General features: G+C 68.9%; 15 protein-coding genes. 6 read left to right on the top strand and 9 right to left on the bottom strand.

Annotated elements, in window-relative coordinates; translation table 11 throughout:
- Nucleotides 1-3 precede the first annotated feature (3 nt).
- The 8 genes from ACIOHC_RS11820 to hemL all read right to left on the bottom strand — a co-directional run bounded on the left by ACIOHC_RS11820 (nucleotide 4) and on the right by hemL (nucleotide 8699).
- Complete coding sequence (locus ACIOHC_RS11820) at nucleotides 4-531, bottom strand: SRPBCC domain-containing protein (protein WP_401842594.1); 528 nt, start codon at nucleotides 529-531, stop codon at nucleotides 4-6.
- 55 nt (nucleotides 532-586) lie between these two features.
- On the bottom strand, nucleotides 587-1672 hold the full coding sequence (gene ccsB / locus ACIOHC_RS11825; RefSeq protein ID WP_351080088.1) for a c-type cytochrome biogenesis protein CcsB: 1086 nt from the start codon (nucleotides 1670-1672) through the stop codon (nucleotides 587-589).
- The gene (locus tag ACIOHC_RS11830; RefSeq protein ID WP_401842596.1) at nucleotides 1669-3447 is read right to left on the bottom strand and encodes a cytochrome c biogenesis protein ResB; all 1779 of its coding nucleotides are present in this window, start codon (nucleotides 3445-3447) and stop codon (nucleotides 1669-1671) included. The genes ccsB and ACIOHC_RS11830 overlap by 4 nt, the downstream gene beginning before the upstream one ends.
- Nucleotides 3448-3452: 5 nt before the next feature.
- Complete coding sequence (locus ACIOHC_RS11835; protein WP_401842598.1) at nucleotides 3453-4217, bottom strand: cytochrome c biogenesis CcdA family protein; 765 nt, start codon at nucleotides 4215-4217, stop codon at nucleotides 3453-3455.
- A 4-nt stretch (nucleotides 4218-4221) separates the two neighbouring features.
- Nucleotides 4222-4833, bottom strand: a complete 612-nt coding sequence (locus tag ACIOHC_RS11840) for a TlpA disulfide reductase family protein (RefSeq protein WP_351080084.1) — start codon at nucleotides 4831-4833, stop codon at nucleotides 4222-4224.
- 67 nt (nucleotides 4834-4900) lie between these two features.
- Complete coding sequence (locus tag ACIOHC_RS11845) at nucleotides 4901-6154, bottom strand: hypothetical protein (protein ID WP_365691221.1); 1254 nt, start codon at nucleotides 6152-6154, stop codon at nucleotides 4901-4903.
- 548 nt (nucleotides 6155-6702) lie between these two features.
- Complete coding sequence (locus ACIOHC_RS11850) at nucleotides 6703-7395, bottom strand: histidine phosphatase family protein (RefSeq protein ID WP_351080081.1); 693 nt, start codon at nucleotides 7393-7395, stop codon at nucleotides 6703-6705.
- Nucleotides 7392-8699: a glutamate-1-semialdehyde 2,1-aminomutase gene (hemL, locus tag ACIOHC_RS11855; protein ID WP_351080150.1), complete on the bottom strand. Its 1308-nt coding sequence runs from the start codon at nucleotides 8697-8699 to the stop codon at nucleotides 7392-7394. The genes ACIOHC_RS11850 and hemL overlap by 4 nt, the downstream gene beginning before the upstream one ends.
- Nucleotides 8700-9026: 327 nt before the next feature.
- Between hemL and ACIOHC_RS11860 the strand changes: the two genes are divergently transcribed.
- The 5 genes from ACIOHC_RS11860 (at nucleotide 9027) to ACIOHC_RS11880 (ending at nucleotide 13408) form a co-directional block, all read left to right on the top strand.
- Nucleotides 9027-9617 carry a hypothetical protein gene (locus ACIOHC_RS11860; protein ID WP_365691220.1) on the top strand — a complete coding sequence of 197 codons (591 nt, stop codon included), beginning with the start codon at nucleotides 9027-9029 and terminating at the stop codon, nucleotides 9615-9617.
- A gap of 145 nt (nucleotides 9618-9762) precedes the next feature.
- Nucleotides 9763-10275, top strand: a complete 513-nt coding sequence (locus ACIOHC_RS11865; RefSeq protein WP_351080079.1) for a hypothetical protein — start codon at nucleotides 9763-9765, stop codon at nucleotides 10273-10275.
- 211 nt (nucleotides 10276-10486) lie between these two features.
- Nucleotides 10487-11020 (top strand): hypothetical protein, encoded by a 534-nt coding sequence (locus ACIOHC_RS11870; protein ID WP_401842601.1) that lies wholly within the window; start codon nucleotides 10487-10489, stop codon nucleotides 11018-11020.
- Between the two features lie 22 nt (nucleotides 11021-11042).
- A complete protein-coding gene (locus ACIOHC_RS11875; protein WP_401842602.1) occupies nucleotides 11043-12056 on the top strand; it encodes a hypothetical protein in 1014 nt (337 codons plus the stop codon).
- Nucleotides 12057-12073: 17 nt separating this feature from the next.
- Nucleotides 12074-13408: a Dyp-type peroxidase gene (locus ACIOHC_RS11880; RefSeq protein WP_351080074.1), complete on the top strand. Its 1335-nt coding sequence runs from the start codon at nucleotides 12074-12076 to the stop codon at nucleotides 13406-13408.
- A 182-nt stretch (nucleotides 13409-13590) separates the two neighbouring features.
- Here the strand turns inward: ACIOHC_RS11880 and ACIOHC_RS11885 are convergent, their stop codons facing one another.
- Complete coding sequence (locus ACIOHC_RS11885) at nucleotides 13591-14841, bottom strand: mannosyltransferase family protein (protein ID WP_401842603.1); 1251 nt, start codon at nucleotides 14839-14841, stop codon at nucleotides 13591-13593.
- Between the two features lie 102 nt (nucleotides 14842-14943).
- Here ACIOHC_RS11885 and ACIOHC_RS11890 point away from each other — a divergent pair, with 102 nt between their 5' ends.
- Nucleotides 14944-15303 (top strand): hypothetical protein, encoded by a 360-nt coding sequence (locus ACIOHC_RS11890; RefSeq protein ID WP_351080072.1) that lies wholly within the window; start codon nucleotides 14944-14946, stop codon nucleotides 15301-15303.
- Nucleotides 15304-15341 lie beyond the last annotated feature (38 nt).

A 15341-nucleotide genomic window follows, 5' to 3' on the forward strand; every position in this document is an offset into this window, starting at 1 on the left:
GTGTCACCGCTCGGGCGCGGCGTACTCCTCGCGCAGCCCCGCCCACCGGACCGGGGTCCACTTCGACCAGTCGGCGGGGTAGCCGTCGAGCGCGTCCACGAGGTACTGGAAGTGGTCGTGCCAGCCGGCGAGGCAGTCCAGCCGCAGTGCGTCGTCGCCCCGGAACTCGTTGGTGAAGCGCAGCAGCACACGGTCGCCGCGCGGTGGCTCCAGGTGGAAGCGGATACGGCCGTGGAGTCCTTCGAGGGTGTATTCGGCGACGCGTTCGACGTCCCAGGCGGTGACGGTGCCGGAGGCGACCGTGGCGTTCCCGTCCCGGCCGGTGTTCAGCCAGCGCAGCGTGACCGCTCCGCCGACGCGCGCTTCGAACGGGTCGGCGGCGGCGAGCCAGCCGGACAGTCCCTCGGAACTGGCAACGGCTGCCCACACCCGGGGAACGGGGTGGGGCAGCCGTAGCGTGAACCGCAGAATGTGCCGGTCACCATGGGTCTCGCTGGTACCACGCTCGATGACGGGGGTCGCGTCGGTCATGGTTCCAGCGTGGCCCGGCGGTGCCCGATCCGCACCCGTACGGGTGCGGGGCCGGTCAGACGCCTGCGTAGGAGTGCTTGCCGGTGACGAAGATGTTGACGCCGTAGTAGTTGAAGAGCCAGCAGCCGAAGGCGATCAGTGCCAGGTAGGCGGCCTTGCGTCCCTTCCAGCCGGCGGTGGCGCGGGCGTGCAGGTAGCAGGCGTACGCGACCCAGGTGATGAAGGACCAGACCTCCTTGGGGTCCCAGCCCCAGTAGCGGCCCCACGCGTCGCCCGCCCAGATGGCGCCCGCGATGATCGTGAACGTCCACAGCGGGAAGACGGCGGCGTTGATGCGGTACGAGAACTTGTCGAGCGTCGAGGCGGCGGGCAGCCGGGAGAGCACGGACTGGGCGAACGAACCGGGCTGCACGCCGGCGGCGAGCTTGCTCTCGTAGCTGTCGCGGAAGAGGTAGAGCAGCGTGGCGACCGCGCCGATGTAGAAGACGGCACCGCAGATGATGGCGGTGGAGACGTGGATCCACAGCCAGTACGAGTGCAGTGCGGGCACCAGCTGGTCGCTGGAGGTGTAGAGCACCGTGGTCGCGATGCCGAGGTCCAGCAGGACGGTGGTGACCAGGAGCAGCCCCATCCAGCGGACGTTCTTCTTCAGCGCGAGCAGGACCAGGTAGGCGCCGACCGCCACCGTGGAGAAGGTGATGGAGAACTCGTACATGTTGCCCCAGGGGGCACGCTGCACGGAGAGCGCACGCGCGAGCACCCCGCCGGCCTGGACGAGGAAGGCGAGCACGGTCAGGGAGATCGCCATGCGTCCGTACAGATCGCCCTTGAACGTGCCGCCGGCCGCGCCGGGCCCGTCCGGGACGTCGCGGGAACCGGCCGCGGAGCGCGTGACGATCTTCGGGCGGTCGAGTACGGCGGTGCCGCCGCCCTTCTGTGCGACCTGCACCTTCACCGAGGCGCCGGCCCCGGCATCGGCCCCGGTCAGCGCGGCGGCGGTGCGGCCGACCTTGCTGCGGCTGCCGAACACCCATTCCGCGATGTGGGCGAAGAAGGCCAGGGTGTAGACGGCCATCGACGAATAGATCAGCACATTGCTGGTGTGCGCCAGGTTCTCGTTGGTTGCGGCGGCGAGATTCACTTCTCAGCCCCTTCGGCAGGTTCTACGGGGGATTCTCCGACAAAACCGGCATCGGATCCGGGGTCGGTGTCAGAGCCGGGCGCCGTGGGCGCCACGTCGTTGAGCGTGACCGCGAGATCGGCCAGCTCCTCGGGAAGCTTCGCGGACTCGCTGCGGCCGAGACCCGCCATTTCGACGACGGTGACGCCGTCCGCACCGCGCACGGCCCGCACCCAGACCCGGCGTCGCTGGATGAACAGCGAGCCCGCGAGCCCGGCGATGGCGGCGATGGATCCGGTGAGCGCCCAGCCGCTGGCGGGCTGCTCGGAGATCTGGAAGCTGGCCCACTCCTCGACACCCTCGAAGGTGATCGAGCCGGCTCCGTTTGGGAGCTTCATCGTGTCGCCGACCGCCAGGCGCTGCTTGAGCAGGTTGCCCTTGGTGTCCTTGAACGCCTTCATCTTGGACTTGTCCAGCTGGTACACGTTCTGTGCCAGCCCGGAGTCGGGCCCGAGGTAGCCGTAGTAGCCGTTGAGGGCGAGCCGCGGATTGTCGGCGGCGGGGAACTGGGAGAACATCGTGCCCTGGTTGTCGCCCGCGAAGGTCGGCACGAAGAAGGCCTGGAAGCCCAGCTGGGTCTTCTTGCCGTTCTTGTCGCGATAGCCGTCGAAGACCTTGATCGCACCGGTCGAGGTGACGTTGTTGTCGATGGGCAGCAGCGGCACGGCGCTCCGGTAGACCTCCTTGCCCTTGCCGTCCTTGACGGAGACGACGGGCGCGTAGCCGTGCGCGTTGAGGTAGACCTTGGTGCCGTCGATGACGAGGGGCTCGTTGACCTTGATGACGGACTTCTGCGGCTTGCCGTACGCGCCCTTCTCGTACGTCACATGGGCCTCGTAGGTCCGGGGCGTACCGATCTGGGGGCCGTTGCGCTCGTACGTGCCGATGAACTTGTCGAGCTTGAAGCTGAACGGTGCGAGCGAGTCGTAGTCGAACAGCGAACCGGACTTGAAGTCGTCGTACTGGGTGAGCGTGTTGGAGAAGCCGTCGCCCTCGACGATCAGCTTGCCGCCCTCGGACTTGAAGAGCTGACCGAAGGCGAAGGCCACCAGCATCACGATCAGGGCGATGTGGAAGACCAGATTCCCGGCCTCGCGCAGATAGCCCTTCTCCGCGGCGACCGCGTCGCCCACGGTGTGCGCGCGGTAGCGCCGCTTGCGCATGATCGCGAGCGCGGCCTCGCGGACCTGCTCGGGCTCGGCCTCGGTGCGCCAGGTGGTGTACGCGGGCAGCCGGGTCAGGCGCTTGGGGGCGCCCGGCGGACGGCTGCGCAGCTGGCCGATGAACTGGCCGGTGCGCGGGACGATGCAGCCGATGAGCGAGATGAACAGCAGGATGTAGATCGCGGAGAACCACACGGAGCTGTAGACGTCGAAGAACTGGAGCTTCTCGTAGATCGGCGCGACGGTGGTGTGGGCTTCCTTGAAGGTCTGCACCTTCAGTTCGTCCACGCTGTTCTGCGGGATCAGCGAGCCGGGGATGGCGCCGAGCGACAGGAGGAAGAGCAGGATCAGCGCGACCCGCATCGAGGTGAGCTGTCGCCAGAACCAGCGGGCCCAGCCCATGACGCCCATGGCCGGCGGATTGGCCACGCTCTCCTCGCGCGGGGCGGTGGAGAGCTGGGAGCCGGCCGCACCGAGTTCGCGGGCGTTCTCCCGGTCCTGTTCGTCCCGGATCTCCCGCTCGTCCGGACGCTCGCGCTCCGGGGCGGGGGGGTTGGACTTGGTGTTGCTCATGGAACTCAGATCCCCACCGTGAAGCCGTTGGACCAGCCCTGCAATTGCTGCATCATCGTGCCCCACACGCCGGTCAGCAGGAGAAGACCGGTCGCGATCATCATGACGCCGCCGATGCGCATGACCCATGCGTAGTGCCGCTTGACCCAGCCGAACGCGCCGAGCGCCTTGCGGAAGGCGACCGCCGCGAGCACGAAGGGCAGGCCGAGCCCGAGGCAGTACGCGACGGTCAGTATCGCCCCGCGCCCGGCGGTGCCCTGGTCCATCGCGAGGATGCTCACCGAGCTGAGCGTCGGGCCGAGGCACGGGGTCCAGCCGATCCCGAAGAGGGCGCCCAGCAGTGGTGCGCCCGCCAGCCCGGTCACCGGCCTCTTGTGGATACGGAACTCGCGCTGCGTCATCCACGGCATCAGGCCCATGAAGAAGATCCCCATGAGGATCATCAGCACACCGAGGATCTTGGAGAGCGTTCCGCTGTGCTCTTGGAGGGTCTGTCCGAAGAAGCCGAAGAGCGCGCCGCCGGAGACGAACACGGCGGTGAAGCCGAGCACGAAGAGCGAGGCACCCGCCACCATCCGCCCGCGCCGGGCCTGCGCCAGGTCCGTGCCGCTGACCCCGGTGACGTAACTGAGGTAACCGGGGACGAGCGGCAGGACGCACGGCGAGAAGAACGAGACGAGCCCGGCGAGCACGGCGACGGGCAGGGCGACGATCAGCGCCCCGTTCACGATGGTCAGGTTCTCGCCCTGGAGCGCGGCAAGGGTGTGCACGGAATCACTTCTCCGCGATCAGCGGGTCGATCATCTTGTGCAGCTTGTCGGAGTCGAGCGCGGTCAGGGAACGGGCGGCGATCTTCCCGTCCCGGTCCAGCACCACGGTCGACGGAATGGCCTGCGGACGCAGCGTGCCCTTGGGGAAGCGGAGCATGAGCTTGCCGGTCGGGTCGTAGAGGCTGGGGTAGGGGACCCCGTAGTCCTTCTCGAAGCTCTGCGCGGGGCCCTTCTGGGCGTCGCGCGTGTTGATCCCGACGAACTGGACGTCCTTGTCCTTCGTCTCCTTCGCCACCCTCGCGAAGTACTGGGCCTCCAGACGGCAGGGCCCGCACCACGAGCCCCACATGTTCAGCACGACGACCTTGCCCCTGTAGTCGGCGACGTCGAGCTGCTTGCCTTCGAGGGTCTCGCCGTCGAGCTTCGGGGCGGCCTTGCGGTCGCCCTTGGCCACGGTGGAGATTCCGCCACTGCCCGTGACGAAGTTCGTATTGCCGCCGCCACCCGCCTTGTTGTCGTCGCCCCCGCACGCCGTCAGCGTGAGGGCGAGCGCGACGACCGCTGCGGGGGCGGCGAGCAGGGTGAAGCGGCGTCGAGATGCCCGGCCATAGCTCATGTGAAAAGTTTCGCATGGCGGTTCCGGCGATCTCGGGCACCCCCCTCGGTGCCCGTAAAGCCCGTTGTCAGGCCTGTTTAAAGAAGGCGTTCCAGCCGCCTTCGGGTGACTGTCCGACGCCCAGCGTCCGAAGCTTGTCGAGCACGGCCGGGGTCTGGACATCGAGCCAGTCGACGAACTGCTTGAAGGAGACGAGCCGCACATCCGGCTTCCCCGCGATTTTCTTGAGCGCTTCCTCGACCGCGTCCATATAGATGCCGCCGTTCCACTCCTCGAAGTGGTTTCCGATGTAGAAGGGCGCGCGATTCGTCGTGTACGCACGGTCGAAACCGGCGAGATACGACTTGGCGGCCTGCTCCCGCCAGCCCGGGTAGCGCGAGGGCATGCCCTTGGTCGAATTCTGCGACTGGTTGGCGAGGATGTTGTAGTCCATCGAAAGGACTTCGAAGGTGTGCCCCGGGAACGGCATGCCCTGCAGCGGCAGATCCCAGATGCCCTGGCGCTTCTGGGGCCACACCTGGGTACCGCCGGGCGAGCTGGCGTCGTAGCGCCAGCCCAGCTTGCTCGCCGTGGGCAGCAGATTGTCCTGGCCGAGCAGACAGGGGGCGCGGCCGCCGATCAGTTCCTTGCGGTAGTCGAATGGCAACGGATCGAGATCGGTCCACCCGGTGTTGGTGCGCCATTCGGTGACGAAGGAGACCGCCTGATCGATTTCACTCCGCCACTGGGCGGGCGACCAGTTCGCGACCGATCCGGAGCCGGCGCAGAAATGCCCGTTGAAGTGAGTGCCGATCTCATGCCCGTCCAGCCAGGCCTGACGGACGTACTTCAGTGTCTGCTTGATGTGGTCATCGGTCAGATATCCGATGTCGGAAGCACCGATCGGGTTGTTGGGCGGCCGGTACATGGACTTCTTCGACTCGGGAAGCAGATACAGGCCGGAGAGGAAGAAGGTCATCGCCGCGTCGTGATTCCTGGCGAGTTCCAGGAATCGCGGGAAGAGCCCGTTGCCGACCTCGCCCGCCCCGTCCCAGGAGAAGATCACGAACTGCGGCGGCGTCTGCCCGGGTTCGAGCGGAACCGGAGCCGAAGGCTGGTGCGGCTGCTTCCCGGTGTCGGCGGTGGAACCGTCCCCGATCTTCCGGACGTCCTTCTTCGCGGGTCCGGTCCCCCGGGTGTGCCCGTCGGCGCCCTTCTCCCCCGCAGACCCCGTGTCCGCCCCCGGCCGGCCGGTATCGAAGGAACCGCAACCCGCCAGACCGATCGTGGCCGCAGCCCCGAGCCCGGCTCCGAGCAAACCCCTTCGGCTGATCTCGCGCATGCGTTCCCCATCTGCGGTCGTTTTACATCAAGTCCATACAAACTGACAAAGGCTTAGATGATGAAAACAACACGAGGGTTCCGCGATTTAGCACAAGTTTCTGTGGGTGACCAGACCGGTACGCACACGAACGTATGACTGATAGGTCACCCGGGGCGGTGGCACGATCGTCGCGTTGCCCTCGGTCCCCGGCCCGCGACGGCGCCGGTCCCGTCGCGGCAGCACGATCGCCGGACGGGCGGAAGGGTCACGCCCGTCCGGCGATCGAGGACAGCACGGCAGGAGAAGGCCACGAGCCGGCGGCGGACCGGTGCGGCCGGGGCGCGGAGGACCGGCGAGAGGCCCCGGGGTACGGAGGGCCGGCGAGGAAGAGGCCCCGGGGTGGGAACGGCGGGGATTGGAGGACCGGTCAGGCTCGGAGGACCGGCGGAGGAACCGGAAGACCGGTCAGGCGCGGAGGACCGGCGGGGGCCCGGAGGACCCGTCGGACGCGGGACACCGCCCCCGGGCCGGGGGACGCACACCGCGCCCCGCCGGCCAAGGTCCCGCTACGCGCCGAACGCCTTCGACTTCCCCTTCACCGGCTTCGCCCCCGCCCGCAGATGCGCGGGCACCAGGTCACGCGCCGGCTCCGTGTACCCGACCGAGACGATCTTGTCGCCCTGGTACGTGAAGCTGGTCAGCGACGCGAGCGTGCACTGCCGCTTGCGCGGGTCGTGCCACAGCCGCCGCCGCTCCACGAAGCTCCGCACGATCCAGATCGGCAGCTGATGGCTGACGCACACCGCCTCGTGACCGCGGGCCGCGTCACGCGCGGCGTCCAGGGCGCCCATCATCCGCACGACCTGCTCGATGTACGGCTCGCCCCACGACGGCCGGAACGGATTCGTCAGGTGCTTCCAGTTGTCCGGCTTGCGCAGCGCCCCGTCGCCGACACCGAAGGTCTTGCCCTCGAAGACGTTGGCGGCCTCGATGAGCCGTTCGTCGGTGGCCAGGTCGAGGCCGTGCGTCTTGGCGATCGGCGTGGCCGTCTCCTGGGCGCGCTCCAGCGGTGAGGCCACGACATGGGTGATGTCGCGGCTCTCCAGGTGTGCGGCGACCCGGTCGGCCATCTGCCGGCCGAGCTCGGAGAGGTGGTAGCCGGGGCGGCGTCCGTAGAGCACGCCCTCCGGGTTGTGCACTTCTCCGTGCCGCATCAGATGGACGACGGTGATGTCCTTGGGCCTGCTGTTCTCGCTCATGCGGTGGCCTCCGAGGCAGCGCGGGCAGCGGCGGGCAGGGCCGCGGCGATGCGCTCGACGGCCTGCGTGTCGTGGGCGGTGGAGACGAACCAGGACTCGAAGGCGGACGGCGGCAGGTAGACACCCTGCGACAGCAGCGAGTGGAAGAAGGCGGTGAAGCGGAAAGCTTCCTGCTGCTTTGCGTCCTCGTAGTTCCGCACCGGCCGGTCGGTGAAGAAGACGGAGAACATGTTGCTCGCCGCCTGCACGACGTGCGCCACGCCTTCCTTGGTCAGCGCCTCGCCGACCAGGCCGCGGATCTCCGCGGAGACCGCGTCCACCTTCGCGTACGCCACGTCGTCGAGCAGCCGCAACTGGGCGAGGCCGGCGGCGGTGGCGATCGGATTGCCGGAAAGGGTGCCCGCCTGGTAGACGGGACCGGCCGGGGCGAGGTGCGCCATCACGTCCGCACGCCCGCCGAAGGCCGCGGCCGGGAAGCCGCCGCCCATGACCTTGCCGAAGGTCATCAGGTCGGGCCGCACTCCGTCGACGCCGAACCAGCCGGCCTTCGAGGTACGGAATCCGGTCATGACCTCGTCGGAGATGTAGAGCGCACCGTTGGCGGCGCAGATCTCCTTGAGTCCGGCGTTGAAACCGTCCAGCGGCGGCACCACACCCATGTTGCCGGGCGACGCCTCGGTGATCACACAGGCGATCTCGCCGGGCTGCGCGGCGAACGCCTCCCGTACGGCCTCCAGGTCGTTGTACGGCAGCACGATCGTGTCGCCGGCCTGCGCGCCGGTGACCCCCGGGGTGTCGGGAAGGCCGAAGGTCGCGACCCCGGACCCGGCGGCGGCGAGCAGCGCGTCGACGTGGCCGTGGTAGCAGCCGGCGAACTTCACCACCTTGGCGCGGCCGGTGAACCCACGGGCGAGACGGATCGCGGACATGGTCGCCTCGGTGCCGGACGACACCAGCCGCACCCGCTCCACGGGCTCGACCCGGGCCACGATCTCCTCGGCGAGCGCGACCTCGCCCTCACCGGGCGTACCGAACGAGGTGCCGCGGGCCACGGCCTCCTGGACCGCGGCGACGACCTCGGGGTGGGAGTGACCGAGGATCATCGGCCCCCACGAGCACACGAGGTCGACATACTCCCGGCCGTCGGCGTCGGTGAGGTAGGGACCGGTACCGGACACCATGAAGCGGGGCGTGCCGCCCACGGCCCGGAAGGCACGGACGGGAGAATTCACGCCGCCGGGCGTCACGAGGGACGCGCGGTCGAAAAGCGTCTGCGAAACTGGGGCTTCATATCGATAAGGCAGTTCGGTCATGACCTGCGACTTCTCCGACTCCGGGGGCTAGTGACCTCCCCAGGGTAGGTCAGCCCTCCCGAGCGGCCGGGAGCGGAAGATCCCGGCCCCTGAAAGCCCCGCGAGCACATCCGTCGCGCAACGACCGGGCGCCGGCCCCCTCACATCTGCGAAACTGGTGACTTCAAGGGGAAAGCTCACACACGCCATGGTGCCGGGGTCACGGAAGGTCTTGCGGGCAGGTGTTTCACCGCACGCCCGCGGGGGAGGTCACTGACACGATGATCGGGTTGCGCGGCGGGGGCTGGGTCTCCTAAGTAGTAGTCGGGTGGATGAGATATGCATCGCGGTGGCGGAGTGGGCGAAGGGACCGACGACCTGGGGCCCGAGCCTGCCCGGCGGGGTCGGCACCGGCGTGAGGCGGAGCGCAGACAGGGCACACAGGCCAATGGTGCGCAGGGTGGCGGAGCCGGAAGCAGGAGTGGTGGCCGGGTGGGGGTGACCTACAAGTACTTCGGGGCCCCGGACGGGGCCACGGCCGCACGCGTGCCCATTTCGATGCGTCCCGAGGAACTCGGCGGCGACGAACTGGGCATGGGCGGCATGTTCACCAAGATCAAGCCGGAGACGGTCGCGGCGATGGTCCTCACCGGCATCCAGGGCATACCCCTGCACAGGGTCCCCCCGCTGGAACTGGTCGTGCTGCACCCCGACTACGCGGTGGTCAAACTTCCGATGACGGTCGTCGACCCGCTGCGCGGCGTGGGCGAGGAGTCGGTGGGCGCCGCGGCCTTCATCTGGTCCACGGTCCCGGACCGGGGCGGCCCGCGCGACGCGTTCAACGTCTACCAACTGCTGCACGAGTGGCAGGACTTCTCCCACCGGCTGCACGACGCGGGGCACCAGGCGTACTGCCTGGTCTGGCCCTGACCCAGGGCCTTGATGGGTGCGGGCGGGGCTTTCGGGTCCTGCGTCCGCACATGCCCGGGGAGGCGGCCGACAGGAGATCGAACGCGTCCGGATGCCGGAGACGTGTGGCCGTGCGACACGCAACAGGCGTGCCCACACTGGAATCATGGACGGTCGGCCTCCCGCACAGGATCCGCACGTGGACGCCACGGAGCGGCGTGATTACACGGGCGCCGTGTACGGCTCGCTGCTCGCCGCCTCGGTGGTGGTCGGAGCCGGATCGCTCAGGTATTTCCCACGGCTGGAACTCGTTCTCCTGCTGCTGGGCACCGGGGTGGTGTTCTGGGCCGCTCATGTGCTCACCCGGCTGCTCGGGGAGCGGATCATGTACACATCTCTGGACGGGAGGGAGATCCGGCGGGTGTGCACGGCCGAGTGGCCCATCGTCAAGGCGGCCGTCCCACCTGCCGTGGCCGTCGCCGTCACCCCTCTGCTGGGCCTCGGCCCGGAAGGGGCGTTGTGGCTGGCCCTGGGCGTCGCGCTGGCCGGTCAGGTCGGCTGGGCCTCGGTCGCCGCTCTGCACGCGGGGGCCACGGGCCGCGTGGTGGTGGCCGCCGGGGCGGTCAACCTGGTACTCGGCCTGCTCATCGTGCTCCTCAAGGTCGCCCTGACGCACTGACGTCGTCCGTCACCGCGGTCCGAGTCGTTGATGAGCGGCGTTGCTCAGCCGTCGAACGCCGGTGGTCTCTCACACCTGTGCCGCGCAGACCGCCCGGCTTCCGTGGTCGGCACCGGAGCCGTCGGCTCCGTCCCGCCCAGCAGGCACGGTCAGGCATCGGGTGCAAGGCTGGAAGTGAGTCCCCACCTCTGGAATGCGGAGAGGAGCGGACATGGAACTCAAGCCGCAGGCCGTCGTCATCCCCAAGGAGACCGACCATCTGGAACAGGGGAAGTACGGACCCGTCTTCCCGAGAACTCCAGCCTGCTACGGCTTCACCATCGTCGCGACGGTCAAACCGGGCAGGGCCGACGCGATGCGGGAGTACGGCCGCGCCCTGGCCGAGGCGCTGGAGCAGGATCCGTATCTTCTCGCGCCGTTGAAGCTGCACTATCTGCGCTGGGTTCTCTTCGACGACGACACGCGCTTCATGTACCAGGGCATCTTCGACACCGACTTCGACAAGTACACGGAGGATGCCGTCGCGCTGTTCTCCAAGGCCGGCGTCAGCACCGCCTTCGAGAATCTCGAAGGCTTTCCCGAGGACTGGCGGACGAACCCCGAGGCGTTCATCCGGTTCGTACGGAAACACCACTGTCCGAGCTTCATCGAGTACGGGGAGTACCCGTACGTGACGTCGGACGAGATCAAGAAGGCTCTGCAGGTCAGGAGCGCCCTGTCGGAGATGCTCGATCAGATGCAGTGAGACGATCAGTGAGACGATCGAAATGAGCGAGGTCAAGACAGCGCGCACGTACAACCAGAGGCATGTTCCGCGGGAGTACACCCCTGGTGGACGCCGAGTGAGCATCTACGTCTCGTGGAGCTATCCGGCAGAGGCCGGTCGCAACACGGCCGAGCTGGACAACCGCTTCTCCACGATGACCGAGGTCAGGCGGGTCACATGGCCGGCCTACGAGGATCCCAAGTGGTCGGATCCGTACCGGTTCCAGCAGGGCATCGCCGGGTCACTGGAGCTGTTCTTCTGGGCATGGGTGCCGTTCCAGGAGTTCGTCGAGGAGGTCACCGGGCATCCCGTCCCGGTGTATCAGCGCATCGACCAGGCGGGTTTCCAGACCCCACTCGACGAGCGGGTGCTCGACGACACGGACGTCATGTTCGTGTTCGGGCTGGACCACGCGGTCACCGAGCAGGAGGCCCGGCCCGGGGAGATCGAGGCCCTACGGGCGTTCCTCGGCCGGGAGAACACCTGCCTCGTCCTGGGCCCGCACCACGACGTCGGCGCATCGGACGACCTGTCGGTCCGCGAGATGGAGTACCGCCATCACGGAGATCCCCTGGTACCCCGTCAGCAGCGATTCGCCACCTATGTCAGGGACTTGATGCAGGGCCTCGGCGTGCCGGTCATGAACCGGTACGGGTTGCGCCCGGCGACACACGAGGACAACCGGATCGTTCCTCTGTCCACGGTCAGGGAACTGGACCCGAAGGGCTGGCTGGACGGGGTGACGAACTTCAACTTCCACATGCATCTGCCTCACTACGACGTGACGACCGACGAACCGGACGCCGTCCGCGTGCTGGCCAGGCAGCCGATCGACATGTCCAGGCCGCATCCGTTCACCGAGGCCGGCAACACGGAGTTCAACATGTTCCTGTGGATGCCTCCTGACGGTGACCGCGCGGCCGACCTGCTGCTGGCGGACTCGACGATCTTCAGCTCCTTGTTCGGCGGGGACGAAAGCCTGCGGAACTTCTGGCGCAACCTCGTCTCCAAGTAGGGCCCAGGAGGTCAACCGTGAGCGTGCACACGGGGGTCACGCTGGAGCTCGACGACATCCAGCGCGGGGTTCTCAGTCCCCGGCCGACGCCGTACGCGGCGACTTACCTCGCCTTCCGCATCGATGACCCGGGCCCCGGACGGGAGTTGATGCGGCGCGCGAGTACGGCGGTGACATCCGCGGCGGACCCGGTCAGCCCGTTGGGGGACACCTGGGTGAGCGTGGCCCTCACCTGTCGCGGACTGGAGGCGCTGGGGGTGCCGCGCGCCTCGCTGGACACGTTCGCCTGGGAGTTCCGGCAGGGGATGGCGGTCCGCGCCAAAGCGCTGGGCGATGTGGGCGAGAGCAGCCCGGAGCACTGGGAAGCGCCGCTGGGCAGCCCCGATGGCCATGTGGTGATCACAGCGGTCGCGCCCGACCCCGCGCAGCTCGAAGCGGCCGTCGACCGCGCCCGCCCCACCTACGACGGGCTTTCCGGCGTGACGGCGATATGGCGGCAGGACTGCTACGCACTGCCCACCGAGACCGAGCATTTCGGCTATCGCGACGGGGTCAGTCATCCGGCCGTCGAAGGCAGCGGCATACCGGGATCCAACCCGTTGGAAGTGCCGCTCAAGGCCGGTGAGTTCGTCCTCGGCTACCGGGACGAGATCGGCGGCATCCAGAGCCCACAGCCGACCGCACTGGGACGCAACGGCAGTTACGCGGTCTTCCGCAAGCTCCATCAGAACGTCGCCGGGTTCCGGCGCTATCTGAAGGACAACTCCACCGGGCCCCAGGACGAAGAGCTGATCGCCGCGAAGATCATGGGGCGCTGGCGCAGCGGTGCTCCCTTGGCGCTGGCTCCGCAGCACGACGATCCCGCGCTCGGCGTCGACCCGCACCGCCGCAACGCCTTCCTGTACGAGAGCGACGATCCGGCGGGTTTCAAGACGCCGGGCGGCAGCCACATCCGCCGGGCCAACCCCCGCGACGCCGCGGTGGCAGGAGAGGTGCGACTCCACCGCATGATCCGGCGCGGCGCGGTCTACGGTCCGCCGCTGCCCGAGGGAGTACTGGAGGACGACGGAGCCGACCGCGGCCTCATGTTCGCGTTCATCGGCGCGCATCTGGGGCGGCAGTTCGAGTTCGTCCAGTCGCAATGGATGAACGACGGCGTCTTCTTCGGCGCGAATGACGCCAAGGACCCCGTCACCGGATCCCACGACGGCTCCGTCGGCTTCACCATTCCCCGCCGACCACTGCGCCGACGCCTTACCCCACTGCCACGGTTCGTCGTCACCCGAGGAGGCGAGTACTGCTTCCTGCCGAGCCTGACCGCCCTGCGCCGGCTCGGCGACCTGCACGACTGACAGCGTGGCGACGGGCGCTCCGCCACCCCGCCCGGTCATCCCCGCAGGCGGCTCCCATCTGCTCATGGCTCGCGCCGCAGGGGCCGGCGGTCCTGGCGACCACGACAGGAGCCGCGACGGAATCGCGCGTCGTGCGCCGCGACGGGCCCCTGTGCGGGGCGCACCGCCCGGCGGGACGAGGGTCAGCCGGCCCAGCGTCCCGAGAGGAACGTGACGGCCAGGACCGTCATCACCGGTGCCACGACAACGAGATAGGCGGTCCTGACACGAGGACTTCGCAGGCTCCAGGCGGCGAGACCGGTCCACAGGGGCCACCACAACAGGGTCGCGCGGGGGATGGAGGTGTACCAGTAGGAAGTGCCCAGGGCCCACAGGCTGAGGCCGATGTACACGGCCTCGGCCCAGCGACGCCGCCGGATCAGCAGGGCGCACAGACCGATGCCGACCAGCATGGCGAGGAGCTCGGCCTGGAACATCAGGGCGTACCCGGTGGTCTGGGAATGCCCGAACGCGGCGTGCCAGGTGTTCTGCCAGGCCTCCCAGGGGGCATGGAAGTCGCGGTACCAGCCGCGCTCCTCGGCGTGCTTCCAGGCCATCCAGTCACCGGTGTGCGCGTGCAGGTACCAGCTGTGGAGAAAGGGCGGGAGGGCGGGCAGCGCCAGCCAGGGAAGAGCGCGCCACTGGGCGGTGGTGCGGGCGGTGACCAGGAAGTGGACCGCGACGGCCGCGGCGAGGAAGAGGCCGCTGACCCGGACGGTGGTGGCCAGACAGGTCAGAGCGGCCGCGAGCGGCCAGTTGAGGCGCTGGGCCGCCAGCCAGGCCGGCAGAGCCAGGGCGAGGAAGAGCGCTTCGGTGTACCCGGCGGCCAGGAAGACCGCGCAGGGGGAGAGCAGGAAGAACAGGGCCGTACGCTGCCCCGCTTCGTCCTGCGGCAGATGCAGCCGGGCGATCCGGGCCAGGGCCAGTACGGCGACGCCCCCGGCGACGAAGGAGATCAGCGCACCGGCCGCGGGCCAGCTCGGGACGACGGTGTGGACGGCCCGCAGCAGGAACGGGAAGCCGGGGAAGAAGGCTTCTCTGTTGTCCCAGCCGGACGTCCAGGGGCCGCTCGCTCCGGGGAAGTATCCGTCCTGGGCTATGTGCAGGTAGTGCCACCAGTCCCACCGCTGCCACGGGGAGAAGAACGAGTCGGGGTGGTGGGCCTTGCGGTCGTCGGCGAACAGCCAGCGGGTGCAGTAGGCGGTTACCCAGATGCCTGCCCGGGTCATCAGGTACAGCCACAGCACCTCGCGGTCGGCGGGCTTGAGCCGGAGCAGCAGCCGGGCGAGGAAGGTCGTGCCCGATGACGTGGCCTCATGGGGCGATCGCCCGGAAGCGGTCCCGGTGGGGCCGGGCGGACACTCGCTCTTCCGGTGAGGGGACGAAAGGCTCACAACAGGGTCTCCTGGGTCGGATGTGCGCGTGCCGGACCGGCCGGGCAGGCGCCGCTGGGGCACGGAAGGCGTGGAGGTCAGCCGGGCGAGCTGTTGCCCGGCGTGGGTGTGTTCGATACCCGCGAAGGGCCCGAACCGGGGAGGGCCGGGGTCTCCGATGCGCTCCGGTCGGGGAAGGTCGGTGTTCCCGACGCGCTCCGGCCGAAGGAGGGAGGACTCGTCGACGGCGAGCCGGTGCGGGGCGAGTCCGGCAGGGAGGACGCGGGAGAGGGCCGGGGCGGGGTGGGGGTCGTGGCCGGGACGGAGGCATCGGGGCTCGCGGGCAGCAAGGAGGCTGCGGCCGCGCCCGCGCCGGAGAAGACCAGACAGGCTCCGACAGCCAGCGCGACGACCCGGCGCCTGTGTGCTCGCTCCCCGCGCTCGGTGATGAACGAGGGCGGGGCGGAAAGGGCGCGGGACTGACCCGCGGCGGCGGCTTCCTTGAACAGTGACCGCAACGG

It is taken from the genome of Streptomyces sp. NPDC088252 (genome assembly GCF_044740965.1).
Classification (GTDB): Bacteria; Actinomycetota; Actinomycetes; order Streptomycetales; family Streptomycetaceae; genus Streptomyces.